Origin of the sequence: Paraburkholderia flava (assembly GCF_004359985.1) — a bacterium.
Taxonomy (GTDB): Bacteria; Pseudomonadota; Gammaproteobacteria; order Burkholderiales; family Burkholderiaceae; genus Paraburkholderia; species Paraburkholderia flava.
Genome location: NZ_SMRO01000002.1, coordinates 1,243,528 through 1,266,975, shown reverse-complemented (window position 1 = coordinate 1,266,975; position 23,448 = coordinate 1,243,528). Strand labels below are relative to the sequence as shown.

General features: G+C 64.3%; 20 protein-coding genes. 5 read left to right on the top strand and 15 right to left on the bottom strand.

The annotated features are described in order from the left end of the window. Positions 1-81: 81 nt before the first annotated feature. The 8 genes from eno to E1748_RS17040 all read right to left on the bottom strand — a co-directional run bounded on the left by eno (position 82) and on the right by E1748_RS17040 (position 10,694). Positions 82-1,365 (bottom strand): phosphopyruvate hydratase, encoded by a 1,284-nt coding sequence (gene eno / locus E1748_RS17075; protein ID WP_133648358.1) that lies wholly within the window; start codon positions 1,363-1,365, stop codon positions 82-84. Between the two features lie 231 nt (positions 1,366-1,596). Then, positions 1,597-2,451 (bottom strand): 3-deoxy-8-phosphooctulonate synthase, encoded by an 855-nt coding sequence (gene kdsA / locus E1748_RS17070; RefSeq protein ID WP_133648357.1) that lies wholly within the window; start codon positions 2,449-2,451, stop codon positions 1,597-1,599. Then, on the bottom strand, positions 2,448-4,127 hold the full coding sequence (locus E1748_RS17065; RefSeq protein ID WP_133648356.1) for a CTP synthase: 1,680 nt from the start codon (positions 4,125-4,127) through the stop codon (positions 2,448-2,450). The genes kdsA and E1748_RS17065 overlap by 4 nt, the downstream gene beginning before the upstream one ends. Before the next feature lie 294 nt (positions 4,128-4,421). Beyond that, complete coding sequence (locus E1748_RS17060; RefSeq protein ID WP_133648355.1) at positions 4,422-5,225, bottom strand: alpha/beta fold hydrolase; 804 nt, start codon at positions 5,223-5,225, stop codon at positions 4,422-4,424. Positions 5,226-5,306: 81 nt separating this feature from the next. Continuing rightward, on the bottom strand, positions 5,307-7,766 hold the full coding sequence (locus tag E1748_RS17055) for a DNA internalization-related competence protein ComEC/Rec2 (protein WP_133648354.1): 2,460 nt from the start codon (positions 7,764-7,766) through the stop codon (positions 5,307-5,309). 102 nt (positions 7,767-7,868) lie between these two features. After that, positions 7,869-8,657: a TatD family hydrolase gene (locus E1748_RS17050; RefSeq protein ID WP_133648353.1), complete on the bottom strand. Its 789-nt coding sequence runs from the start codon at positions 8,655-8,657 to the stop codon at positions 7,869-7,871. Positions 8,658-8,683: 26 nt separating this feature from the next. Then, positions 8,684-9,397, bottom strand: coding sequence for a lipoprotein-releasing ABC transporter ATP-binding protein LolD (lolD, locus tag E1748_RS17045; RefSeq protein WP_133648352.1), 714 nt, complete (start codon positions 9,395-9,397; stop codon positions 8,684-8,686). Positions 9,398-9,440: 43 nt separating this feature from the next. Next, on the bottom strand, positions 9,441-10,694 hold the full coding sequence (locus E1748_RS17040; RefSeq protein ID WP_133648351.1) for a lipoprotein-releasing ABC transporter permease subunit: 1,254 nt from the start codon (positions 10,692-10,694) through the stop codon (positions 9,441-9,443). 384 nt (positions 10,695-11,078) lie between these two features. Here E1748_RS17040 and E1748_RS17035 point away from each other — a divergent pair, with 384 nt between their 5' ends. The 5 genes from E1748_RS17035 (at position 11,079) to E1748_RS17015 (ending at position 17,770) form a co-directional block, all read left to right on the top strand. Next, complete coding sequence (locus tag E1748_RS17035; protein ID WP_133648350.1) at positions 11,079-12,194, top strand: regulator; 1,116 nt, start codon at positions 11,079-11,081, stop codon at positions 12,192-12,194. Between the two features lie 28 nt (positions 12,195-12,222). Continuing rightward, positions 12,223-13,929 carry a single-stranded-DNA-specific exonuclease RecJ gene (recJ, locus tag E1748_RS17030; protein ID WP_133648349.1) on the top strand — a complete coding sequence of 569 codons (1,707 nt, stop codon included), beginning with the start codon at positions 12,223-12,225 and terminating at the stop codon, positions 13,927-13,929. Positions 13,930-14,035: 106 nt separating this feature from the next. Further along, positions 14,036-15,140, top strand: a protein-coding gene (prfB, locus tag E1748_RS17025; RefSeq protein WP_133648348.1) for a peptide chain release factor 2 whose coding sequence is annotated in 2 segments (ribosomal slippage) — positions 14,036-14,116 and positions 14,118-15,140 — 1,104 coding nt in all. Because the reading frame shifts where the segments join, the coding sequence is not laid out codon by codon here. A gap of 117 nt (positions 15,141-15,257) precedes the next feature. Then, entirely contained in the window at positions 15,258-16,784 is a 1,527-nt protein-coding gene (gene lysS, locus E1748_RS17020; protein ID WP_133648347.1) for a lysine--tRNA ligase, read from the top strand. 296 nt (positions 16,785-17,080) lie between these two features. Then, positions 17,081-17,770 carry a glycine zipper 2TM domain-containing protein gene (locus E1748_RS17015; protein ID WP_133648346.1) on the top strand — a complete coding sequence of 230 codons (690 nt, stop codon included), beginning with the start codon at positions 17,081-17,083 and terminating at the stop codon, positions 17,768-17,770. 142 nt (positions 17,771-17,912) lie between these two features. Here E1748_RS17015 and iscX read toward each other — a convergent pair whose 3' ends face one another. The 7 genes from iscX to E1748_RS16980 form a co-directional block, all read right to left on the bottom strand. Further along, complete coding sequence (gene iscX / locus E1748_RS17010; RefSeq protein WP_133648345.1) at positions 17,913-18,110, bottom strand: Fe-S cluster assembly protein IscX; 198 nt, start codon at positions 18,108-18,110, stop codon at positions 17,913-17,915. A gap of 15 nt (positions 18,111-18,125) precedes the next feature. Then, complete coding sequence (gene fdx, locus E1748_RS17005; RefSeq protein WP_133648344.1) at positions 18,126-18,467, bottom strand: ISC system 2Fe-2S type ferredoxin; 342 nt, start codon at positions 18,465-18,467, stop codon at positions 18,126-18,128. Between the two features lie 122 nt (positions 18,468-18,589). Further along, positions 18,590-20,461, bottom strand: coding sequence for a Fe-S protein assembly chaperone HscA (gene hscA, locus E1748_RS17000; protein ID WP_133648343.1), 1,872 nt, complete (start codon positions 20,459-20,461; stop codon positions 18,590-18,592). Between the two features lie 91 nt (positions 20,462-20,552). Further along, positions 20,553-21,080 carry a Fe-S protein assembly co-chaperone HscB gene (gene hscB / locus E1748_RS16995; protein ID WP_133648342.1) on the bottom strand — a complete coding sequence of 176 codons (528 nt, stop codon included), beginning with the start codon at positions 21,078-21,080 and terminating at the stop codon, positions 20,553-20,555. Between the two features lie 143 nt (positions 21,081-21,223). After that, positions 21,224-21,547, bottom strand: a complete 324-nt coding sequence (iscA, locus tag E1748_RS16990; RefSeq protein WP_133648341.1) for an iron-sulfur cluster assembly protein IscA — start codon at positions 21,545-21,547, stop codon at positions 21,224-21,226. A 165-nt stretch (positions 21,548-21,712) separates the two neighbouring features. Continuing rightward, positions 21,713-22,129, bottom strand: coding sequence for a Fe-S cluster assembly scaffold IscU (iscU, locus tag E1748_RS16985; protein ID WP_133648340.1), 417 nt, complete (start codon positions 22,127-22,129; stop codon positions 21,713-21,715). 50 nt (positions 22,130-22,179) lie between these two features. Beyond that, the gene (locus E1748_RS16980) at positions 22,180-23,403 is read right to left on the bottom strand and encodes an IscS subfamily cysteine desulfurase (protein WP_133648339.1); all 1,224 of its coding nucleotides are present in this window, start codon (positions 23,401-23,403) and stop codon (positions 22,180-22,182) included. Between the last annotated feature and the right edge of the window lie 45 nt (positions 23,404-23,448).

Below are 23,448 nucleotides of genomic sequence, written 5' to 3'. Positions count from 1 at the left end.
TAATACGCGCCGCCCTGCGCTATACGCAGGGCGGCAGGTTGATGCGGAAACGAAGGATGACGGCTGCAACGCTTGACGTACTTAGCGCAGGTTGTAGAACGCCGACTTGCCCGGGTAGCTCGCGATATCGCCGAGATCTTCCTCGATGCGCAGCAGCTGGTTGTATTTCGAGATACGGTCGCTACGCGACAGCGAGCCGGTCTTGATCTGCCCGGCGTTCAGCCCGACTGCGATGTCGGCGATCGTCGAGTCTTCGGTTTCGCCCGAGCGGTGCGAGATCACCGCGGTGTAGCCGGCGCGCTTTGCCATTTCGATCGCGGCGAAGGTTTCGGTCAGCGTACCGATCTGGTTGATCTTGATCAGGATCGAGTTCGCGATGCCCTTGTCGATGCCTTCCTTCAGGATGCGCGTGTTCGTGACGAACAGATCGTCGCCGACCAGCTGGATCTTCTTGCCGAGCTTGTCGGTAAGCAGCTTCCAGCCTGCCCAGTCGCTTTCGTGCATACCGTCTTCGATCGACACGATCGGAAACTTGTCGGCGAGCGTCGCGAGGTAGTCGGTGAATTCCGCCGACGACAGTTGCAGGCCTTCGCCCGCCAGCTGGTACTTGCCGTCGTGATAGAACTCGCTGGCCGCGCAGTCGAGCGCGAGCAGCACGTCTTCGCCCGCACGGTAGCCGGCTTTCTCGATGGCCTGAAGGATCGTCGACAGGCATTCGTCGTTGCTGCCGAAGTTCGGCGCGAAGCCGCCTTCGTCGCCGACCGCCGTGCTCATGCCGCGGTCTGCGAGGATCTTCTTCAGCGCGTGGAACACTTCGGCGCCGCAGCGCAGTGCTTCGCGGAAGGTCGGCTGGCTGACCGGCACGATCATGAATTCCTGGATATCCAGGCTGTTGTTCGCGTGCGCGCCGCCGTTGACGATGTTCATCATCGGCACCGGCAGTTGCATCGCACCCGAGCCGCCGAAGTAGCGGTACAGCGGCAGGCCGGCTTCTTCAGCGGCCGCCTTCGCGACGGCCATCGACACAGCCAGCATCGCGTTCGCGCCGAGGCGCGACTTGTTGTCGGTGCCGTCGAGTTCGAGCAGCGTCTTGTCGAGGAAAGCCTGCTCGGAGGCGTCGAGGCCCATGATGGCTTCGGAGATTTCGGTATTGATGTGCTCGACCGCCTTCAGCACGCCCTTGCCGCTATAGCGGCCGGTTTCGCCGTCGCGCAGCTCGATCGCTTCACGCGAGCCGGTCGATGCACCCGACGGTACCGCTGCGCGGCCCATCGTGCCCGATTCCAGCAGCACGTCGCATTCGACGGTGGGGTTGCCTCGCGAATCGAGAATCTCGCGACCGATGATATCTACGATAGCACTCATGGTTTCCTCAAGAAATAACGGTGGATGCTTTACGGTGACGACCGCGTTCGCGCCTTGCGTCTGTCGTCAGACGCCGCTGAAGGTCGTCGGTTCATCTGCGCCGAGCCGGTCGGGCGGCGCCGTTTCGTCTCTTCGTGAGCCGGTGTGTCGATGCGTGCATCGCCGCCGGCCTTTCGTCTCCCCTCCATCGATTCGTCCACGGCGCTTATCGCAAGCACCGCAGACGCCGCATCAGTTGAAATCGCTTTCGAGGAACGGCGCGCGTTTTACCGCCGCGTCCAGTGTAATCAAGGTTTCGAGCAGATCGGCCATGCGGTTCAGCGGCACCGCGTTCGGGCCATCCGACTTCGCTTCCGCCGGGTTCGGGTGCGTCTCCATGAAGACGCCCGCGACGCCCGTCGCGATTGCAGCACGCGCGAGCACCGGCACGAATTCGCGCTGACCGCCCGAGCTCGTGCCCTGCCCGCCCGGCAACTGCACCGAGTGGGTTGCATCGAACACGACCGGTGCGCCGGTTTCGCGCATGATCGCGAGCGAACGCATGTCCGACACGAGATTGTTATAACCAAACGACACGCCGCGTTCGCAGGCCATGAAGCGGTCTTCCGACAGCCCTGCTTCACGGGCCGCTTCACGTGCCTTGTCGATCACGTTCTTCATGTCGTGCGGCGCGAGAAACTGGCCTTTCTTGATATTGACCGGCTTGCCCGAGCGCGCGCACGCGTGGATGAAATCCGTTTGCCGGCACAGGAACGCCGGCGTCTGCAGCACATCGACGACCGCCGCGACCGGCTCGATCTCGTGTTCGCTGTGAACGTCGGTCAGCACCGGCAGGCCGAGCTGGCGCTTCACTTCGGACAGGATGCGCAGCCCTTCGTCCATGCCCAGACCGCGGAACGACTTGCCGCTGCTGCGATTGGCCTTGTCGTACGACGATTTGTAGATGAACGGAATACCCAGTTTCGCGCAGATTTCCTTCAGGCGGCCGGCGGTGTCGATCGTCATCTGTTCGGATTCGACGACACACGTGCCCGCGATCAGGAAGAACGGCTTGTCGAGACCGGCTTCGAATCCGCAGAGTTTCATGCCTTCTCCCCTACCTTTTTCGCCGTGCTCGACAGCGACTGCCGACGCACGAGCGCCGCTTCGACGAACGACTTGAAGAGCGGATGACCGTCGCGCGGCGTGGACGTGAATTCCGGGTGGAACTGCACGCCGACGAACCACGGATGCATGCTACGCGGCAGTTCCATCATTTCCGGCAGATCTTCGCTGGGAGTACGGGCGCTGATGATAAGGCCGCCGGCTTCGAGCTGGGGCACGAAGCGGTTATTGACTTCATAACGGTGGCGATGGCGTTCGTTCACGTCCTTGCCGTAGATCTCTTCGGCCATCGTGCCGGGCTTGATCGGGCAGCGCTGCGAACCGAGGCGCATCGTGCCGCCGAGATCGGATTCTTCCGTGCGCTTTTCGACCTTGCCTTCGCGGTCATACCACTCGGTGATCAGCGCGACGACGCGGCTCGGCGTCTCCGGATCGAATTCGGTGCTGTTCGCGTTCGCGAGGCCGACGACGTCGCGTGCGAACTCGATCACCGCGAGCTGCATGCCGAGGCAGATGCCGAGGTACGGCACCTTCGCTTCGCGGGCGTAGCGGATCGCCTTGATCTTGCCTTCGGTGCCGCGCCGGCCGAAGCCGCCCGGCACGAGTACCGCGTCGAGATGCTTGAGGCTGTCGATACCGTTCGCGTCGATCTCTTCGGAGTCGAGGTACTGGATGTTGACCTTGGTCGACGTGTGGATCGACGCATGGCGCAGCGCTTCGATCAGCGACTTGTACGACTCGGTCAGATCGACATACTTGCCGACCATGCCGATCGTCACTTCGTGCTTCGGGTTCTCGAGCTTGTCGACGAGCGACGCCCACATCGACAGGTTAGCCGGCTTCGGTGCGATCTTGAGTTCGTCACAGACGATCTTGTCGAGCCCCTGGTCGCACAGCATCTGCGGAATCTTGTAGATGCTGTCGACGTCCCACACCGAGATCACCGCGTCTTCCGGCACGTTCGAGAACAGCGAGATTTTCGCGCGTTCGTCGTCGGGGATCGGGCGATCGGCGCGGCACAGCAGCACGGTCGGGAAAATCCCGATCTCGCGCAGCTTCTGCACGCTGTGCTGCGTGGGCTTGGTCTTCAGTTCGCCGGCCGTCGCGATGAACGGCACCAGCGTGAGGTGCACGAAGCATGCGCTGTTACGGCCCATGCGCAGGCTCATCTGCCGCGCGGCTTCGAGGAACGGCAGCGATTCGATGTCGCCGACCGTACCGCCCACCTCGACGATCGCGACGTCAGGCTCGCCGCACGTCGCGGATGCCGCGCCGCGCTCGACGAAAGCCTGGATTTCGTTTGTGATGTGCGGGATGACCTGCACCGTCTTGCCCAGATAATCGCCGCGGCGTTCCTTGCGGATCACCGATTCGTAGATCTGGCCCGTGGTGAAGTTATTGGCCTTGCGCATCTTCGTACTGATGAAGCGCTCGTAATGGCCGAGGTCGAGGTCGGTCTCCGCTCCGTCTTCGGTCACGAACACTTCGCCGTGCTGAAACGGGCTCATCGTGCCGGGGTCGACGTTGATGTAGGGATCGAGCTTGAGGAGGGTGACTTTGAGGCCGCGCGATTCGAGGATCGCGGCGAGAGAAGCGGCGGCAATACCCTTGCCGAGGGAAGACACTACGCCGCCGGTGACGAAAACATATTTGGTCATCGCTGGATGCTCGCGGGAAAAACGGATTATACCGTAAAGCAGGGCCCCAACCCAGCAATGTGCGGGGCATCCGGTGCAACTTCAGCCCGCTTGCGGCGACGCGCGGCACGACCGTTCGAACCTGCGCTGCAACATCGGCTCAACTGTCTTTTTGAGATTGTCCGGTGTGTGCGTGAGCATGCGATGACGTCGCGCCTTTTCCGACGCATAAACCACCGGTCGATACACGTCACACAGTACGCAGTGCGGTGCATTCGCGTCCGGCGAATCGATTGTCCGCCCCCAACCCACTCGCTACGCGCGTCGTTCGAGTTCGCGCAGCATCCGCTGAATTGCCCGCGCGGTTTCGATCGGCTTTTCCATCGGATACAGATGACTGCCCTCGATCCATTCGAGATGTCCGTCGGTCGCGCGCCGCGTCGCCTGGAGACCGGCCTGGCGGATCTCCTTCGACTGCGTGCCCGCGATGAACCCGACCGGCACCGGCGCGCCGCGCGCGAGCCGCGCACCGAGCGTGTGCGGCAACGTGCGATAGATCCGGTATTCGGTGCGGCGATCGAACGCGAGTGCGCGCGAGCCGTCCGGCGCGCTCTGTGGAATCCCGAAATCGATGTAGTCGGACAGCACGCGTTCGTCCCAGCGCGCGAACGCCGGCTTCGAATGGAAATGCCGCCATGCCTCCTCGCGGCTCGTCCAGTGCGTGCGCCGCGTGCGCGTGGCTGCGGCCGGCGACAGCCGCTCGTCGAGCCCCGTCCACTGCGACACGCGCAGCATGCTGCTGCGCCAACCCGCGACGACCGGCGAATCGAGCATCACCACGCCCCTCACCCACTGCGGCTTTCTCAGCGCGGCCATCAGCGACAGATAGCCACCGAGCGAATGGCCGACGAGCCACACCGGCTGTTCGTACGTGCGACCAATGTCCTCGAGCAGTTGTTCGACCAGATGCGGCCAGTCCTGCGTCACCGGAAAGCGGGCATCGTGGCCGATGCGCTCGATGAAACGCAGATCGTAGTCGTCCGACAGCTCAGCGAAGATCGTTCGATAGATCGACGCTGGAAAGCCGTTCGCGTGCGAGAAGTGGATGATGTTTTTCAACTGCGGCTGTCTCCGTTCTGAACGCGGTTTTGAACCTTGATGCTTCCCCCGGATCGCGGCACGTCCGGCCGTGAACCGTGATCACCGGTCCATCCAGTAACGCCGCTGCGTGTCGCGATACCGATCGAGCGACAGCGTCGTGCCTGCCGCTTCGATCGTCACCGCGCCATCGTCGTCGCTGCGGGCAAGTTCGATATGCCGCGCTTCGTAACGCGCGAACACGCCGGGATGCGGATGATGAAATCGGTTGCGATAGCCTACCTGAAATACGGCAACGAGCGGACCGACAGAGTCGAGGAACGGCTCAGTCGACGACGTGTGGCTGCCGTGATGCGGCACGAGCAGCACCGGCGCGCGCAACGCAGCCGGATCGCGCTCGCGCAGCGTGCGTTCGACTGGCGCCTCGATATCGGCGGCCAGCAACGCGGCGAGCGCAGGGGTGCCGTTCGGCACGGGGATGCTGACGCGCAGCACGCAGCACTGGTCATTGGCCTTGCCGTGCAGCGGACCGGGGTCCGGCCACAGCATCGCGAAGTCGACGCCGTCCCACTGCCAGTGCTGCCCGGCCACGCAGCGTACGCGGTCGGCACCCACGGCAATTGCGCGACTCCACAGCGCGTTCGTGCCCGGCAACGACGCGAGCAGTTGCCGCACGCCGATGTTGTCGAACACGGCCGGCGCACCGCCCGCGTGATCGGAGTCCGAATGACTGACGACGAGCGCATCGAGCGTCGTCACGCCGTGCGACTGCAGGAACGGCACGACGATGCGCTCACCCGCATGCGTCGACTCCGGACCGGGACCGGCGTCGAACAGCAGCGTGTGATGCGCAGTCTGGACGAGAATCGACGAGCCCTGCCCGATATCGAGCGCGATCAGCCGGAACGTGCCCGACGGCGGTCCGGCCTGCGGCGGCAACAGCAACGGCAGCAACGCGAACGCGCCGGCCGGGCGCATCGGCCAGCCGCGCGGCGCGAGACACCACGCGACGCCGAGCGCTGCGCAGGCCAGCGCGCCTGCGCCGGGTCGCGGCAGAAACCACAGCGCCCATTTCGGCGCAGCGAGCCATTGCAGAAACGGCATCAATGCACGCAGCAGTTCGTGCGCGACGTCGAACGCGTAGGCGTCGAGCGGCGCGGGCAACACCGTGCCGACGAGTACCGCAGGCGTGACAAGCAGGCTCATCCACGGAATCGCAACCGCATTCGCGAACGGCCCGACGAGCGGAATCTGCGCGAACCACCACACGGTGAGCGGCGCCAGCGCGATCGTCACCGCGAACTGCACACGTGCGCCTTCGCGCAGATGCGTGGTACCGGCACGCAGACGGCGCAGCATGAAGCGCCTGAGAGGAGATAAATCAGCGATCCCAGGATCGGGCAATGCCCGATGCGACGGTCCGGACAACGCGAACAGAATCGCCGCGACCGCGCAGAACGACAGCCAGAATCCCGCCGACAGCACCGACCACGGATCGATCACCAGCACGAGACCGAGCGCCCACGCAAGCACGACCGTCGCCGGCACCGTGCGACCGCTCGCGAATGCGAGCGCGACGACCGTGAGCATCCACAGCGTGCGTTGCGCCGGCACGTTGAAGCCGGCCAGCGCCGTATGCACTGCGGCGAACGCCGCGCCGCCGAGCGCCGCGACTTTCTGCGCCGGCACGCGCAGCGACCAGTTGCGACCGATGAATCCCGAGCGTCGCCACACGCCACCGACGAGCCACGCGGCGAAGCCCGCGACAAAACCGATATGCAGCCCGGAGATTGCGATCAGATGACTCGTGCCGGTCACGCGCATCGTGTTCCAGTCGACGGCGCTCACTGCATCCTGCGCACCGACTGCAAGCGCGACGACGATCCCGCGATGCGGTGCGTCCGCGAGGACGGCATCGATTCGTGCGCGTAACGCATCGCGCCAGCGATCGATTACTATATCGACGCTATGTGCGTCGCCGCTAAGCCGAAGCGCACGAATGGGCGCGCTGACGTAGCCGGTCGCGCGTACGTCGCGTTCGAGCCACGCCGCCTCGATATCGCGTACGCCGGGGTTCTCGTTGCCATGCGGCCGCTTGAGGCGCACCGGCAAACGCCAGCGCGAACCGGGCGGCAATGCGGGCGGCGGCGCATCGCGGGCAATCCACGACAGCTGCAGCGTGCGCGGGAAATGTGGAATGGGTGCGTCGACCGAGTCGACATGAAACAGAAAGCGCACGCCGATTGCGTCGCTGGAAGTCAGACCGTCGACGTAGCCCGTCACGTCGATATCGCGTCCTTCCCATGCATGCGGCAAGCTCGTCGCGAGACGCAGTTCCGCACGCCACGCGGCGTAGCCGAAACCGATGCAGGCGGAGGCGAACAGCAGCACGCATGAGCCCACGACAACATATCCGCGCGCCTTCGCGTGACACCACATAGCGACGCCGATACTCGCGAACATCGCCGCGATCAGCAGACACCACACCTTCGTCGACGGCAACACCGCCTGCTGCTGCAAAACCATCACGCCCAACGCAAATCCGCACCACACTGCCCGCATTCGCCCTCCGCAACCGCCATCGAAAGCGGTCGCCGCGTCGGCGACAAAACGGTAAGCGTGGCTCACCGCAGCGGTCGCGAGAACGCGGCCCGCTGCAGACGATTATGCGGACGATCGGGCGAGCCGGGGCAACGCGGCGTGCGCGTTAGCCGTTGTGCCAAGGGCGAGTTCGTCTTCGCTAATGCCGCGTAGTTGCGCGAGGCATGCGCCGATACGCGGCACCTGGTCGGGAGTATTGCGTTCGCGGTAAAGCCATTCGGGCGCGATGTCGGGTGCGTCGGTTTCAACGACGAGCGCTTCGAGCGGCAACTGCTCCGCGAGCCGGCGAATCTGCCGAGCCCGCTCGAACGTCAGATTGCCGCCGAAGCCGAGATGCATCCCGTGATCGATGAACGCATTCGCCTGCTGGAAGCTGCCGTTGAACGCGTGCGCGATGCCGCGATGTACGTTATGACGTCGCAGTCCCTTCAACACCTGGTCCTGCGATTTGCGCACGTGGCAGATCACCGGCAGATCGAATTCGCGCGCGAGCTTGAGCTGCCCGTTATAGAAGAACTGCTGACGTTCGTCGTCGAGACCAGGAACGAAGTAGTCGAGACCGATTTCGCCGAGCCCGACGAACAGCGGATCGTCGAGGCTCGCCTCGATCTCCATCCGCAGCGCGTCGAGATCGCTGTCCTGCGCGCGCGGCGTGAAGAGCGGATGAATACCGAGCGCGTACGCGCCGCCCCTCACCTTGTGCGCCAGTTCGCGGACCCGCGAAAAATGCTCGCGTGCGACGCCGGGAATCACGATCCGAGCGACGCCTGCATCGTGCGCCGCCGCCGCGACCGCGTCGCGGTCCGCGTCGAATTCGGACGCGTCGAGATGACAGTGCGTGTCGATCCACATGCGGTGCGCTCCGCCAAAGTCGAACGTTAAACGGGAGCCTTGGGCTCCTCGTGCAGCACGCCGTCGCGCAGACGCATGATGCGATCACAGCGTCCCGCGAGTTCCAGATCGTGCGTGACGATCACAAAGCTCGTGTTCAGCGTTTTGGACAGTTCGAGCATCAGGTCGAACACGGTGTCCGCCGTGCCGCCGTCGAGGTTGCCCGTGGGCTCGTCGGCAAGCACGCACGCGGGCTTCGTCACCAGCGCGCGCGCAATCGCGACACGTTGCCGCTCGCCGCCCGAGAGTTCGCCCGGCCGATGCTTCGCACGATGCGCAAGCCCGACGCGATCGAGCATCGCGAGCGCTTCGCTACGCGCGGCCTCGGTGGTCATACGGCGAATGCGCAGCGGCATCGCGACGTTGTCGAGCGCCGTGAATTCCGCCAGCAGATGATGGAACTGATAAACGAAACCCAACGCGCGATTACGCAGGTCGTTGCGCTCGCGCTCGGACAGCTTCGTGAACGGCTTGCCCAGCACCGACACCTGGCCCGCGCTCGGATCGTCGAGGCCGCCGAGCACGTGCAGCAGCGTGCTCTTGCCGGACCCCGACGCGCCGACGATTGCGAGCTTCTCGCCGCGATGCACGGTCAGCGCGGTGTTGTCGAGCACTTGCACGTTCAGACCGCCCTGTACGAACGCTTTCGAAATGTTGAAGGCTTCGAGCACATACGGGTAATGCTGGGTGTCGCCGGACATCGTTTCGGGCCGCTTTTGCTTTTGCGTTTGATCAAGATCGAGATTACTCATAGCGGAGCGCCTCCGCCGGACGAATCTTCGCACCGCGCCAGCTCGGGTACAGCGTCGCGAGCGACGACAGCACGAACGCGATCACGCCGATGCGGATCACGTCGCTGGCAACCAGCTCCGACGGCAGCTCACTGATGAAGTACACCGACGGCGGCAGGAACTGCACGCCGAGCAGATGCTCGATCATCGGCACGAGCCACGGAATGCTCCACGCGACGAGACAGCCGAGCGCGACACCCGTCGCCGTGCCGATGAAGCCGATCGTCACGCCCTGCACGACGAAGATCTTCATGATCGATCCCGGCTGCGCGCCGAGCGTGCGCAGGATCGCGATGTCCGCCTGCTTGTTGGTCACCGTCATCACCAGCGACGACACGAGATTGAATGCCGCGACCGCGATGATCAGCGTGAGGATGATGAACATCATCCGTTTCTCGATCTGCACGGCCGAGAACCACGTCTTGTTCTGCTGGGTCCAGTCGCGGATGTACAGGTCGCCCGATAACGAGCGCGCAAGCTGATGCGCGACCTCTGGCGCACGCTGCATGTCCTTCAATCGCAATCGAACGCCGGTCGGCGCAGGCAATCGGAACAGCGCCTGCGCATCGCGGATGTTGATCAGCGCGAGCGTACTGTCGTATTCGTAATGCCCGGACTCGAACACGCCGACCACGGTGAACTGCTTGAGACGCGGCAGCATGCCGGCCGGCGTCATCGTGCCCTCCGGTGCGACAAGTGTGATCTTGTCGTCCTTGCGCACGCCGAGGTTGGCCGCGAGATCGGCGCCTAGCACAATGCCGAAATCGCCGGGCGTCAGCGCGTTCAGCGTGCCTTCCTTCATGTCCTTGCCGATGTCCGACACCTCCGGCTCCAGCGACGGCTCGACCCCGCGCAACGCGACCCCGCTCACCGCATCGGCGCGCGTGAGCAGCGCCTGCGCTTCGACGTAAGGCGCCGCGCCGATCACCTCGTGGTTCTGTCGCGCTTCCTTCGCGGTCAGCTGCCAGTTGGGCATCGAGCCGGTCGGCGAAAAGATCTCGACGTGCGCGAGCACCGACAGCATGCGGTCGCGGACTTCCTTCTGGAAGCCGTTCATCACCGAGAGCACAACGATCAGCGCCGCAACGCCGAGCGCGATGCCCGACATCGACACGAGCGCGATGAACGAGATGAAGCCGTTGCCGGTCGTGCGTTTGCCGGCGCGGGTATAGCGCCAGCCAATCTGCCATTCGTAGGGAAATTTCAAGCGAATCCTTGTCTGCGTTCTGCGGCCGTCGGCGCGGTATGCCGTCGTGCGGCGCGGCCGGCCCCGACCGCGCACCACTGTTGCCCCCGGAAACTGCGCCTGCCGTCGTTTTTTACTGGTGCTGCTGTTGCTGCTCTACCGTTGCGTGTCGTGCGATGTCGTGCCGCAGCGTCCATTTTCGCGCCCGCACCTTACGGCCGGGTATTACGGACGCTTACCGGGCGCCTGGTCCATGTTGCATCGCGCCTGTTGCTTCGGGTGTCGCGGAGGCTTAATGGTTCCTTCCGGACTCCTGCCGCACACTATGTTTATTGTGCGACTCCGCCGTGGAAGCGCCGCGCCGACACTGCATAGACACCGATCAACCGCGAAGTTTGCCATACAATGCGCAGCATCATGCATGTCGACCGTCTCCATCTTTTACTGCCTTTCGCGCTGCCTGCTGCAGCCGACGCATCCGCCGCACTGTCCGGCACCGCTTATCCGGCGCTCGCCCGGCTGATCGCCCGGGCGACCGAAATCGAACGGGTGATCGGCGAGGACTTCCAGCGCACGCTGCCACACGAACGCTGGATCGCCCGGCGCTTCGGCGCCCTCGCCCAGGCATCGCCCGCAGCAGCAGCCGACGAAGCCCCGCTCGCCCCCTACATGCTGCTCGCCGACGGCGGCGATCCCGGCAACGCGACGTGGGCCTGCGTGCAGCCGGTCCACGTGCGCATCGCGCACGACCATCTCGTGCTGATCGATCCTGCGTCGCTCGACGTGTCCGACGACGAAGCCACGGCATTGCTCGCGCTCGCGCGGCCGCTGATCGAAGAACTCGGTGTGCGTATCGAGGCGCCGCGACCGACGCGCTGGTATCTGTCGAGCGACGCGTTCGGCACGCTCGCGGGCGCGTCGCCGCTGCGCGCGAGCGGCCGCAACATCGAAATCTGGCTGCCGCACGAAGCGCATACCGGCGCCCGTTCACGGATGTGGATGAAGCTGCAGAACGAAGTGCAGATGGCGTGGTTCGAGCATCCGGTCAACGAGGCCCGCGAAGCGCGCGGGCTACCTGCGGTCAACTCGATCTGGTTTCACGCGCAGGGTGCCGCGCAGCCGGTGACGAGTCCGTTCGCGCGGGTGTTGTCGGCGGCTGCGGCTACGCGCGGACTCTCGCTCGCGTCGGGAACGCCGGTCGGCGATGCGCCGGCTTCGTTCACGGCGCTCGAAGTGTCGACTGCGGCGTCGACCACGACCTCGACCGGCACCACCCTCGTCGAACTCGATCCATTATCGGCGCCGTTCCTCGAACAGGACTGGGCCCGCTGGAACGACGCGTTCGCGGCGCTCGAGCGCGACTGGTTCGCGCCCGCGCTCGCGGCCTTGCAGGCCGGCACGCTCGGCGCATTCGACGTCACGCTGTGCGGCGACACCGGTTCGGTTTCGCTCTCCGTGACCCGGGGTGACCTGCGCAAATTCTGGCGACGCCGCGTACTCGCATCGCTGTTCATCGAATGATTTCACGACTCTCCGACAGCGTTCCCGCATGACTCGAATCGTTACGCGCAAGTGTCCTCCCGCCGACGCCGAAGTGCTGGCCCGGCACGGTCTGCATCCGGTCCTCGCGCGACTCTACGCGGCACGCGGCGTGTGCCGCCCCGACGAACTCGAAACGGGCCTCGCGCGGCTCGTGCCGCCCGGCTCGCTGAAGGGCTGCGACGACGCAGCCGCGCTGCTCGCCGATGCGATCGCCGCCGGTCGCCGGATGCTGGTCGTCGCGGACTACGACTGCGACGGCGCAACCGCGTGTGCGGTTGCCGTGCGCGGGCTGCGGATGTTCGGCGCGCAGATCGACTACCTCGTGCCGAATCGCTTCGAGTACGGCTACGGACTCACGCCCGAGATCGTCGCGCTGGCCGCGTCGCGCGCCGACGTGAAGCCCGATCTGCTGATCACCGTCGATAACGGCATCGCGAGCGTCGACGGTGTCGACGCGGCGAACGCACTCGGCATCGACGTGCTCGTCACCGATCACCATCTGCCCGGCGACACCCTCCCCGCCGCGCGCGCGATGGTCAATCCGAATCAGCCGGGCTGCACGTTCCCGAGCAAATGCATTGCGGGCGTCGGTGTGATGTTCTATGTGCTGCTCGCGTTGCGTGCGGAGCTGCGGCGTCGCGGCGCGTTCGGCGACGCACGGCCGGAGCCGCGTCTCGACGGCCTGCTCGATCTCGTCGCGCTCGGCACCGTCGCCGACGTCGTGAAGCTGGACGGCAACAATCGCGTGCTGGTCGCGCAGGGCTTGCAGCGCATCCGCAACGGCCGCATGCAGCCGGGCATCGCCGCGCTGTTTCGTGCGGCGGCCCGCGATGCGCGCAACGCGTCCGGTTTCGATCTCGGCTTCGCGCTCGGTCCGCGTCTGAACGCGGCGGGCCGGCTGTCGGATATGTCGCTCGGCATCGAATGCCTGATCACCGACGACATCGGGCGCGCGTGGGAACTTGCGCAGCAACTCGACGGGATGAACCGCGAGCGACGCGAAATCGAGGCCGGCATGCAGCAGCAGGCGCTCGCCGATCTGTCGTCGGTCGATCCCGAAGGCGCCGCGACAATCACGCTGTTCAACGAGACGTGGCACCAGGGCGTGATCGGTATCGTCGCGAGCCGGTTGAAGGAGAAATTTCACCGGCCGTCGTTCACGTTCGCACCCGCCGACGATCGCGGCGAACTCGTCAAGGGTTCGGGCCGTTCGATCCCCGGCTTCCATCTGCGCGACGCGGTCGATCTGATCTCGAAGCGCGAACCGGGTCTGATCATGAAGTTCGGCGGTCATGCAATGGCCGCCGGCCTCACGCTCGGCGCCGCCGACGTGCCGCGCTTTTCCGCCGCGTTCGAAGCGGTCGCCCGCGAGTGGCTGTCGGAAGACGCGCTCGCGCGCACGGTCGAAACCGACGGCGATCTCGAGGACGCGTACTTCACGCCGCAGTTCGTCGAACTGATCGAAGCCGCGGTATGGGGTCAAGGGTTTCCGGCACCTGTGTTTTCCGGTGAATTCGACGTGGCGTCGCAGGCGCTCGTCAAGGACCGGCATCTGAAACTTCAGTTGCTGCGCGGCCGGCAACGTTTCAACGCGATCTGGTTCAACCACACCGAGACGCTGCCCGCGCGGACGACGCTTGCGTACCGGCTCGCGTGCGATACGTGGAACGGCGTCGCGCGGGTGCAGTTGATCGTCGAGCACGCGGCCGGCTGAAGAATCCACCCGAAGCAGCAAGGCAAACCCATGCCGCAGGCTCGTGAGGCGAGCCCGATGGGCTATAATTTCGTCCTTTTACAGCATCGGAAGCAAGAAGACCGACATGGAAGCGGAACGCCTCAACGCGATCGAAAGCTCCCTCGCAGACCTGCGCAATCGCGCGGGCGAGCTACGGGGGTATCTTTGACTACGACAGCAAAGCTCTGCGTCTAGTCGAAGTCAACCGGGAACTCGAAGACCCGAACGTCTGGAACGACTCCAAGCACGCCCAGGCACTCGGCAAGGAAAAGAAGCTGCTCGAAGGCGTCGTCGATACGCTGACAGCGCTCGATAACGATCTGCGCGACGCGCAGGATCTGTTCGACATGGCACGCGAGGAAAACGACGAAGACACGCTCGTCGCATGCGAAAGCGACGCGGCCGGACTCGAACAGCGCGTCGCCGACATGGAATTCCGCCGGATGTTCTCGAACCCGGCCGACCCCAACAACGCATTTCTCGACATCCAGGCCGGCGCCGGCGGCACCGAAGCGTGCGACTGGGCCGCGATGCTGCTGCGCCAGTACCTGCGCTACTGCGAGCGCAAGGGCTTCAAGACCGAAGTACTCGAGGAGTCGGAAGGCGACGTCGCGGGCATCAAGAACGCGACGATCAAGATCGAAGGCGAATACGCGTACGGCTTCCTGCGCACCGAAACCGGCATTCACCGGCTGGTGCGCAAGTCGCCGTTCGATTCGTCGGGTGGACGGCACACGTCGTTCTCGTCGGTGTTCGTGTACCCGGAAGTCGACGACTCGATCGAGGTCGACATCAACCCGGCGGACCTGCGCATCGACACCTACCGCGCGTCCGGCGCGGGCGGTCAGCACATCAACAAGACCGACTCGGCGGTGCGGATCACGCACATTCCGTCGGGCATCGTCGTGCAGTGCCAGAACGACCGCTCGCAGCACCGCAACCGCGCCGAAGCGATGGCCATGCTGAAATCGCGCCTGTACGAAGCGGAAATCCGCAAGCGTCAGGCCGAGCAGGACAAGCTCGAAGCCGGCAAGACCGATGTGGGCTGGGGGCATCAGATCCGTTCGTACGTGCTCGATAACAGCCGTATCAAGGATCTGCGTACCAACGTCGAAATCAGCAATACGAAGAGCGTGCTCGACGGCGATCTCGACGCGTTCATCAGCGCCAGCCTGAAACAGGGCATCTGACGTCACATGGGGCGGCGCAGCGTGCGACCGCCCCGCTCTGAAGTCATTGAAGTCACTCAAGCCGTATAGCGTGCAATCCTGTTGCCGTTGCGGGACCTTCCCGATTACCGAACCATCATGACCGAACCGAATCAGCCGAATGCCGGAGCCGAGCCGGACGACAACCAGATCATCGCCGAGCGCCGCGACAAGCTGCGCGCACTGCGTGAACAGGGCGTCGCCTATCCGAACGATTTCCGTCCCACGCATCACGCGGCCGATCTGCAGACGCAGTACGCCGACCACGACAAGGAAGCGCTCGAAGCGAATCCGCTCGAAGTCGCCATCGCCGGCCGGATGATGCTCAAGCGCGTGATGGGCAAAGCGAGCTTCGCGACGGTGCGCGACGGGTCGGGCCAGATCCAGTTCTTCATCACGCCCGCTGACGTCGGCGAAGCCACGTACGACGCGTTCAAGAAGTGGGACCTGGGCGATATCGTCGCCGCGCGCGGCGTGCTGTTCCGTACGAACAAGGGCGAGCTGTCGGTGCGCTGCACGGAGCTGCGTCTGCTGTCGAAGTCGCTGCGTCCGCTGCCGGACAAGTTCCACGGTCTCGCCGATCAGGAAATGAAGTATCGCCAGCGCTACGTCGATCTGATCGTCACGCCGGAATCGCGTCAGACGTTCGTCGCGCGTACGAAGGCCGTGTCGTCGATCCGCCGGTTCATGGCCGAGGCCGACTTCATGGAAGTCGAAACGCCAATGCTGCATCCGATCCCCGGCGGCGCGGCGGCCAAGCCGTTCAAGACGCATCACAACGCGCTCGACATGCAGATGTTCCTGCGTATCGCGCCCGAGCTGTATCTGAAGCGGCTCGTAGTTGGCGGGTTCGAGCGCGTCTTCGAGATCAACCGGAATTTCCGCAATGAGGGTGTGTCGGTGCGGCACAACCCGGAATTCACGATGATCGAGTTCTACGCGGCGTACACCGATTACACGTGGATCATGGACTTCACCGAGCGCCTGATCCGCCAGGCCGCGATCGACGCGCTCGGCACCACGGCGCTCACCTATCAGGGCCGCGAGCTCGATCTGTCGAAGCCGTTCCATCGGCTGACGATCACGCAGGCGATCCAGAAGTACGCGCCGCAATACACCGACGCGCAGCTCGCCGATGCAGCGTTCCTGCGCCCCGAGTTGAAGAAGTTCGGCGTCGACGCGTCGCAGCCGCAATTCCTGAACGCAGGTGTCGGCGCGCTGCAGCTTGCGCTGTTCGAAGAGACTGCCGAATCGCAGCTGTGGGAGCCGACCTATATCGTCGACTATCCGATCGAAGTGTCGCCGCTCGCGCGCGAGTCGGATGCGTTCCCCGGCATCACCGAGCGCTTCGAGCTGTTCATCACGGGCCGCGAGTTCGCGAACGGCTTCTCCGAGCTGAACGATCCGGAAGACCAGGCTGCGCGTTTTCGCAAGCAGGTCGACCAGAAGGACGCCGGCGACGAGGAAGCGATGTACTACGACGCGGACTACATCCGTGCGCTCGAGTACGGCATGCCGCCGACAGGCGGCTGCGGGATCGGCATCGACCGTCTGGTGATGCTGCTGACCGATAGTCCGAGCATTCGCGACGTGCTGCTGTTCCCGCATCTGCGTCGCGAAGACTGACGCATTGATTGCTGTACGCGCGTAGCGCTCTAAAGGGCGGCCGGATCATCCGGCCGCCCTTTTCTTCTTATGGTTTGTAACTATCGGTAAAAGCCTGTCGATACGCCAATGCTGACGCGCACGTTGCCGGTCGAAACATCGTGAGAATTCAAGGCTCCTCGCACTCGCGACCGCCCTTTCACGCGGCCCGCATCGACAGCGCTGCGGATTTGGTTACAAATTGAAACCCGGCCGGTTCGTACGTGTCCGACACTAGTCTCGATCACAGTCGACTCTGCTAGAGACGGAGGCCAATCATGGACAATCTGAACAACACACAGCCCGCGCAACAGAACACTTCACAACGCCGTATGCACCCGCTCGTCGCGACCGCAGCCGGTGCCGTGATCGTCGCCAGCCTCGCGGCTACTGCGGCCGTCACGGGCCTGTTCCCGAAGGCATCGAGCACGGATGCGCAAAACAATCAGACGCAAGCCGCGCAGGTCTCGCCTGGTGCATCGCAGGCGGTCGTCGATTCGGCGGCGCCGGCTAATCCGGCTGCTTATGCGCAGCAACAGGCACCGCGTGCGCCTGCGCCGACGCGGCAGCAGCAGCAATACGCGGCCCAGCAGGCACCGCAATACGCGCAACAGCAGCCGGCTCAACCGGCGTACTGCCAGAGCTGCGGCACGGTCGAAGGGATTTCGGCTGTTCGTCAGGAAGGTCACGGAACGGGGGTCGGCGCGGTCGGCGGTGCAGTGGCCGGCGGCGTGGTCGGTAACCAGTTCGGACGCGGCGGCGGCCGTACCGCGATGACGATACTGGGCGCACTGGGCGGTGGGCTCGCCGGTAACTCGGTCGAAAAGCATCTGCGCAGCACGACGTCGTATTCGGTCCGCGTGCGGATGGAGAACGGCCATACGCGCTACTTCACGTATGCGTCGCCGCCACCGTTCCAGCAAGGCCAGCGCGTGCGTGTCGAGAACGGCACGATTGTGGCAGGCTGAGGTTGCTTGCTGGCGGCTTTGAGCGAGGATCACGATCGCGTATCGTGATCTGACTTAGGCAGCGGCACAAACAAAAAGGCGATTCCTCACGGAATCGCCTTTTTTATTGCGGCCTGAAATTGCGACCTGAAGACGTCGCGACTCAGTAGTCCGCGTCTTCGATCCACGCGGCCTGAATAGCCTCAAGAATCTTTTCGTTCGACCGGTTCGGGTCGTCGTCGAAGCCTTCCAGTTCCATCACCCAGCGGTGCAGATCGGTGAAGCGCACCTGCTGCGGATCGATGTCCGGGTGCTTGTCGGTCAACGCCATCGCGATGTCCTGCGTGTCGGTCCACTTCATGGCTGCTCGCTCCTGTTAGTGATTTTCCTTCGCGTGATTGATCGAATAGCGCGGGATCTCGACGACGAGGTCTTCGCTTTCCGGCACGATCGCCTGACAGGATAACCGCGACTCGCGCTCGAGCCCCCACGCCTTGTCGAGCAGATCGTCCTCGTCTTCTTCCGACGGCGTGAGCGCGTTGAACCCTTCCCGCACGATCACATGACACGTCGTGCACGCACACGATTTTTCGCACGCGTGCTCGATCTCGATGCCATTGTCGAGCAGATTGTCGCAGATGCTCTTGCCCGGCACGGCATCGATCACCGCGCCTTCCGGACACAGCTCGACGTGAGGCAGCACAACGATTTGAGGCATACGTATTCCGTTAAGTCCGCGACGCGGCTGCCGGGTCGGCTTCGCGTCATTTTACTGGTCGCGCGTGGAGTTTTGGGCACGCGCGGCTGTTTTGGTTTGGCCGATTTGGGGCGGCCCCCCGCTCAGATCTCGTCGAGCTTGCGACCCGCGAGTGCGCGGCGAATGCCCTTGTTCATCCGGCGCGCGGCGAATTCGTCGGTGCCTTCGGCAAGCGTTTTCGTCGCGGCTTCGATCGTGTCGACGTCGTCGCCCTGCGCGACTGCCTGCAACGCGGCAATCTGCGTATCAAGCTGCGCGCGTTCGGCTTCGTCGAGCAGTTCGCCATCGGCGGCAAGCGCGGCGCCGGTCGCTTCCAGCAGACGCTGCGCCTCGACCTGCGCTTCGCGCAGGGCGCGGGCACGCATGTCGACTTCGGCGGTCTGGAAGCTGTCTTCGAGCATCTTCGCGATATCGTCGTCGGCGAGACCATACGATGGCTTCACGACCACCGACGCCTCGACGCCCGACAACTGCTCACGTGCGAACACGGACAGAAGACCATCCGCATCGACCTGATACGTGACACGAATCCGCGCCGCGCCGGCGGCCATCGGCGGAATGCCGCGCAGTTCGAAACGCGCGAGCGACCGGCAGTCGGACACAAGCTCGCGCTCGCCCTGCACTACGTGGATCGCCATCGCGGTCTGGCCGTCCTTGAACGTCGTGAAGTCCTGCGCGCGTGCGACCGGAATGGTCGAGTTGCGCGGCACGATCTTCTCGGTGAGACCACCCATCGTCTCGACGCCGAGCGACAGCGGAATCACGTCGAGCAGCAGCCAGTCGTCGCCTTCCCCGCCACGGTTGCCGGCCAGCAGATCGGCCTGGATCGCCGCGCCGAGCGCGACGACCTTATCGGGATCGAGATTGATCAGCGGCGGCTGGCCGAAGAACGCTTCGACCGCGCGGCGAATGACGGGCATCCGCGTCGCGCCACCGACCAGCACGACGCCCTTGAAATCAGTCGTCGTTACCTTCGCGTCGCGCAGCGCTTTCTTCGTCGGGCCCAGCGTGCGCTGCACGAGCGCGCGCGTGACCGTTTCGAACGTCGCTTCGTCGATCGTCAGATCGAGTTTCGCACCGTTCGACAGCGTCGCCGCCAGCCGCGCGAACGGCGCATCGGACAGCGCCTCCTTCGTTTCGCGCACGGTATCGAGCAGCAGACGCACGTCTTCGGGCGTCAGCGTTGCGGGCGCGATGCCGGCCTGGTCGAGTGCATGGCGATACAACGCCTGGTCGAAGTCGTCGCCACCGAGCGCCGAATCGCCGCCGGCCGCGAGCACTTCGAACACACCCTTCGTGAGTTTCAGGATCGACAGATCGAACGTGCCGCCGCCGAGGTCGTACACCGCATAGAGGCCTTCAGCACCGTTGTCGAGGCCGTATGCGATCGCGGCTGCGGTCGGCTCGTTCAGCAGACGCAGCACGTTCAGGCCCGCGAGTCGCGCGGCGTCTTTCGTCGCCTGGCGCTGCGGTTCGTCGAAATACGCGGGCACCGTGATCACGGCGCCGACGAGTTCATCGCCGAGCGTGTCTTCGGCGCGCTGGCGCAACGTCGCGAGAATTTCAGCGGACACTTCGACCGGGCTCTTCACGCCGTCGATCGTGCGGATCTGCACCATCCCCGGCGCGTCGACGAAATCGTACGGCGCGTTCTCGGCGCCTTCCACTTCACTCTTGCCACGGCCCATGAAACGCTTGACCGACACGATCGTGTTGCGCGGATCGGTCGCGGCCTCGGCCTTCGCGATCCGGCCGATGCGTCGACCGCCCTTCGGCAGATAACGCACGACCGACGGCAGCAGCGCGTGACCGTCCTCGTCGGGCAGCACGTCGGGCACGCCGCTGCGCACCGCCGCGACGAGCGAGTTCGTGGTGCCGAGGTCGATGCCGACTGCGAGGCGCCGCTGGTGCGGCGCGGGTGCCATGCCGGGTTCGGAGATTTGCAGTAAAGCCATCAGTGATCTTCTTCGAAATCGTTCGATCCGCATCGGGCGGATCGCATTGCTGTTGGGGGCGTTATCGCGAGTTGCGGTGCCTTGCAGGCGCTCACGCGTCGAGCCGTTCGATCTGGGTGCCGATCTCCGTCGCGACGCGCTCGATGAACATCAGCTGGCGCACCGCTTCGCTCGCGGCCTGATCCACGCCGCTGTCGAGCAGCGCAGCGAGCTTGCCGAAACGCACGCGCTCTTCGTCACGCAACTCGGACAACAGCGCGTCGAGTTCATCGACGTTCTTCGCGCCGGCCGCGTCTTCGATCCGCTCGCGCCATTCCATCTGCTGCATCAGAAACGCCGGTTCCATCGCGGTGTTGTTCTCCGCGCCGACGTCGATGCCGCGCAGTCCGAGCAGATACGTCGCACGTTTCAGCGGATCGCGCAGCGTCTGATACGCCTCGTTCGTGCGCGTCGCCCACTGCATCGCGATGCGCTTCTGCGCATCGCCGGCCGCCGCGAAACGGTCGGGGTGCACCTGCGCCTGCACGGTGCGGTAGGCGTCATCGAGCGCGTGCGCGTCGAGCGCGAACTGCGCCGGCAGGTCGAAGAGATCGAAGTGGCTGTCGTTCAGCGAGGCCATCTGGGTGTCGTTCGCGTGGTGTGCGTGGGTCGCGTAGGTCGGTTCAGGAACTGCAGGCGTTCGGGATTCACAGCAGAGGAGGCAACGCTCGAGAGCAAATTAAAAAGGCGGCCCGCGCCGCCTTTTTGCCGCCCTGCGCGCGATTACACGCGGAACGATTCGCCGCAGCCGCACTCGTCCTTCACGTTCGGGTTATTGAACTTGAAGCCTTCATTCAGCCCTTCGCGCGCGAAGTCGAGTTCCGTGCCGTCGATATACGCGAGGCTCTTCGGATCGACGATGATCTTCACACCGTTGCACTCGAATATCTGATCTTCCGGCGCGAGTTCATCCACATACTCGAGCTTGTACGCGAGCCCCGAGCATCCGGTCGTGCGCACGCCGAGCCGCAACCCGACGCCCTTACCGCGGCGGACCAGGTACTTCTGCACGTGCTGTGCCGCTTTTTCCGTCAACGTGATTGCCATAACGTCTCTCATTGCTCCGTTGCGCGCCGTTCTGCGTTATATCCGCCACGCGCGTCGGCCCTGCTTCGCTTCTGCTGTTCCGTGTGCGTCGGCAGCGACCGGCGTGCTGCGGCAGTGTTTCCGCCTGGGCCCGCCGCACGCTGCCGTTGCCTTCTGCGTACTCGCTCAGGCAGCTTGCTTGTCGCCTGCTTCGGCCGTCTCGCCGCCATGACGCTGACGGTAGTCGGCCACGGCTGCCTTGATCGCGTCTTCCGCGAGGATCGAACAGTGGATCTTCACCGGCGGCAGCGCGAGTTCTTCCGCGATCTGCGTGTTCTTGATCGACATCGCTTCGTCAAGCGTCTTGCCCTTCACCCATTCGGTGACGAGCGAGCTCGATGCGATCGCCGAACCGCAACCGTAGGTCTTGAACTTCGCGTCTTCGATCACGCCGTCCGCGCCCACGCGAATCTGCAGCTTCATCACGTCGCCGCATGCCGGCGCACCGACCATGCCGGTGCCGACTGCATCGTCATCCTTCGAGAAGGAACCGACGTTGCGCGGGTTTTCGTAGTGATCCAGAACCTTGTCGCTATAAGCCATGATTACACTCCTTGATTCGTTTCAACCTGCATTCGATATGAACGGGCGCGTCAGTGCGCAGCCCACTGGATCGTCGAAATATCGATCCCGTCCTTGTGCATTTCCCACAGCGGCGACAGGTCGCGCAGCTTCGCAATCTTGGACTTCAGCAGGTTGATCACGTAATCGACGTCCTGCTCGGTCGTGAAACGGCCCACTGTGAAGCGGATCGAGCTGTGCGCGAGTTCGTCGTTACGACCCAACGCGCGCAGCACGTAAGAAGGTTCGAGCGACGCCGACGTGCACGCCGAACCCGACGACACCGCGACATCCTTCACCGCCATGATCAGCGATTCGCCTTCGACGAAATTGAAGCTGATGTTCAGGTTATGCGGCACGCGCGTGTCCATGTCGCCGTTCACGTAGACCTCTTCGATCTCGGACAGGCCGCGCAGCAGACGGTCGCGCAGCATGCGGATGCGTTCGTTCTCCGTCGCCATTTCTTCGCGTGCGAGACGGAACGCTTCGCCCATGCCGACGATCTGGTGCGTCGCGAGCGTGCCCGAACGCATGCCGCGCTCGTGACCGCCACCGTGCATCTGCGCTTCGATCCGCACGCGCGGCTTGCGGCGCACGTACAGCGCGCCGATGCCCTTCGGGCCATACGTCTTGTGCGCCGAGAACGACATCAGGTCGACCTTCAGCTTCTGCAGATCGATCACGACCTTGCCGGTGGCCTGCGCCGCATCGACGTGGAAAATGATGCCTTTTTCGCGGCAGATTTCGCCGATCGTTTCGATGTCCTGGATCACGCCGATCTCGTTGTTGACCGACATCACCGACACCAGGATCGTGTCCGGACGCAACGCTGCCTTGAAGACGTCGAGATCGATCAGACCGTCGTCCTTCACGTCGAGATACGTCACCTCGAAGCCTTCGCGCTCGAGTTCGCGGCAGGTATCGAGCACGGCCTTGTGCTCGGTCTTCACCGTGATGATGTGCTTGCCCTTGCTCTTGTAGAAGTGCGCGGCGCCCTTGATCGCGAGGTTGTCGGATTCGGTCGCGCCGGAGGTCCAGATGATTTCGCGCGGGTCGGCGTTGACGAGCGCCGCGACGTTTTCGCGCGCTTCCTCGACTGCACGCTCCGCATCCCACCCATACGCATGGCTACGCGATGCCGGGTTGCCGAACTGCTCGCGCAGATACGGGATCATCTTGTCCACCACGCGCGGGTCGACCGGGGTCGTCGCGCTGTAGTCCATATAAATGGGCAGGTGGAGGGTATCGTTGTTCATCAGTTGCTCCGGGGACATATTGTTCTGACGTTGCATTCCGGCTCG

Coding starts and splice junctions, on each gene's coding strand:
- eno (WP_133648358.1), bottom strand. CDS start 1,365: ATGAGTGCTATCGTAGATATCATCGGTCGCGAGATTCTCGATTCGCGA.
- kdsA (WP_133648357.1), bottom strand. CDS start 2,451: ATGAAACTCTGCGGATTCGAAGCCGGTCTCGACAAGCCGTTCTTCCTG.
- E1748_RS17065 (WP_133648356.1), bottom strand. CDS start 4,127: ATGACCAAATATGTTTTCGTCACCGGCGGCGTAGTGTCTTCCCTCGGC.
- E1748_RS17055 (WP_133648354.1), bottom strand. CDS start 7,766: ATGCGGGCAGTGTGGTGCGGATTTGCGTTGGGCGTGATGGTTTTGCAG.
- E1748_RS17050 (WP_133648353.1), bottom strand. CDS start 8,657: ATGTGGATCGACACGCACTGTCATCTCGACGCGTCCGAATTCGACGCG.
- lolD (WP_133648352.1), bottom strand. CDS start 9,397: ATGTCCGGCGACACCCAGCATTACCCGTATGTGCTCGAAGCCTTCAAC.
- E1748_RS17035 (WP_133648350.1), top strand. CDS start 11,079: ATGCGCAGCATCATGCATGTCGACCGTCTCCATCTTTTACTGCCTTTC.
- recJ (WP_133648349.1), top strand. CDS start 12,223: ATGACTCGAATCGTTACGCGCAAGTGTCCTCCCGCCGACGCCGAAGTG.
- lysS (WP_133648347.1), top strand. CDS start 15,258: ATGACCGAACCGAATCAGCCGAATGCCGGAGCCGAGCCGGACGACAAC.
- E1748_RS17015 (WP_133648346.1), top strand. CDS start 17,081: ATGGACAATCTGAACAACACACAGCCCGCGCAACAGAACACTTCACAA.
- iscX (WP_133648345.1), bottom strand. CDS start 18,110: ATGAAGTGGACCGACACGCAGGACATCGCGATGGCGTTGACCGACAAG.
- fdx (WP_133648344.1), bottom strand. CDS start 18,467: ATGCCTCAAATCGTTGTGCTGCCTCACGTCGAGCTGTGTCCGGAAGGC.
- hscA (WP_133648343.1), bottom strand. CDS start 20,461: ATGGCTTTACTGCAAATCTCCGAACCCGGCATGGCACCCGCGCCGCAC.
- hscB (WP_133648342.1), bottom strand. CDS start 21,080: ATGGCCTCGCTGAACGACAGCCACTTCGATCTCTTCGACCTGCCGGCG.
- iscA (WP_133648341.1), bottom strand. CDS start 21,547: ATGGCAATCACGTTGACGGAAAAAGCGGCACAGCACGTGCAGAAGTAC.
- iscU (WP_133648340.1), bottom strand. CDS start 22,129: ATGGCTTATAGCGACAAGGTTCTGGATCACTACGAAAACCCGCGCAAC.
- E1748_RS16980 (WP_133648339.1), bottom strand. CDS start 23,403: ATGAACAACGATACCCTCCACCTGCCCATTTATATGGACTACAGCGCG.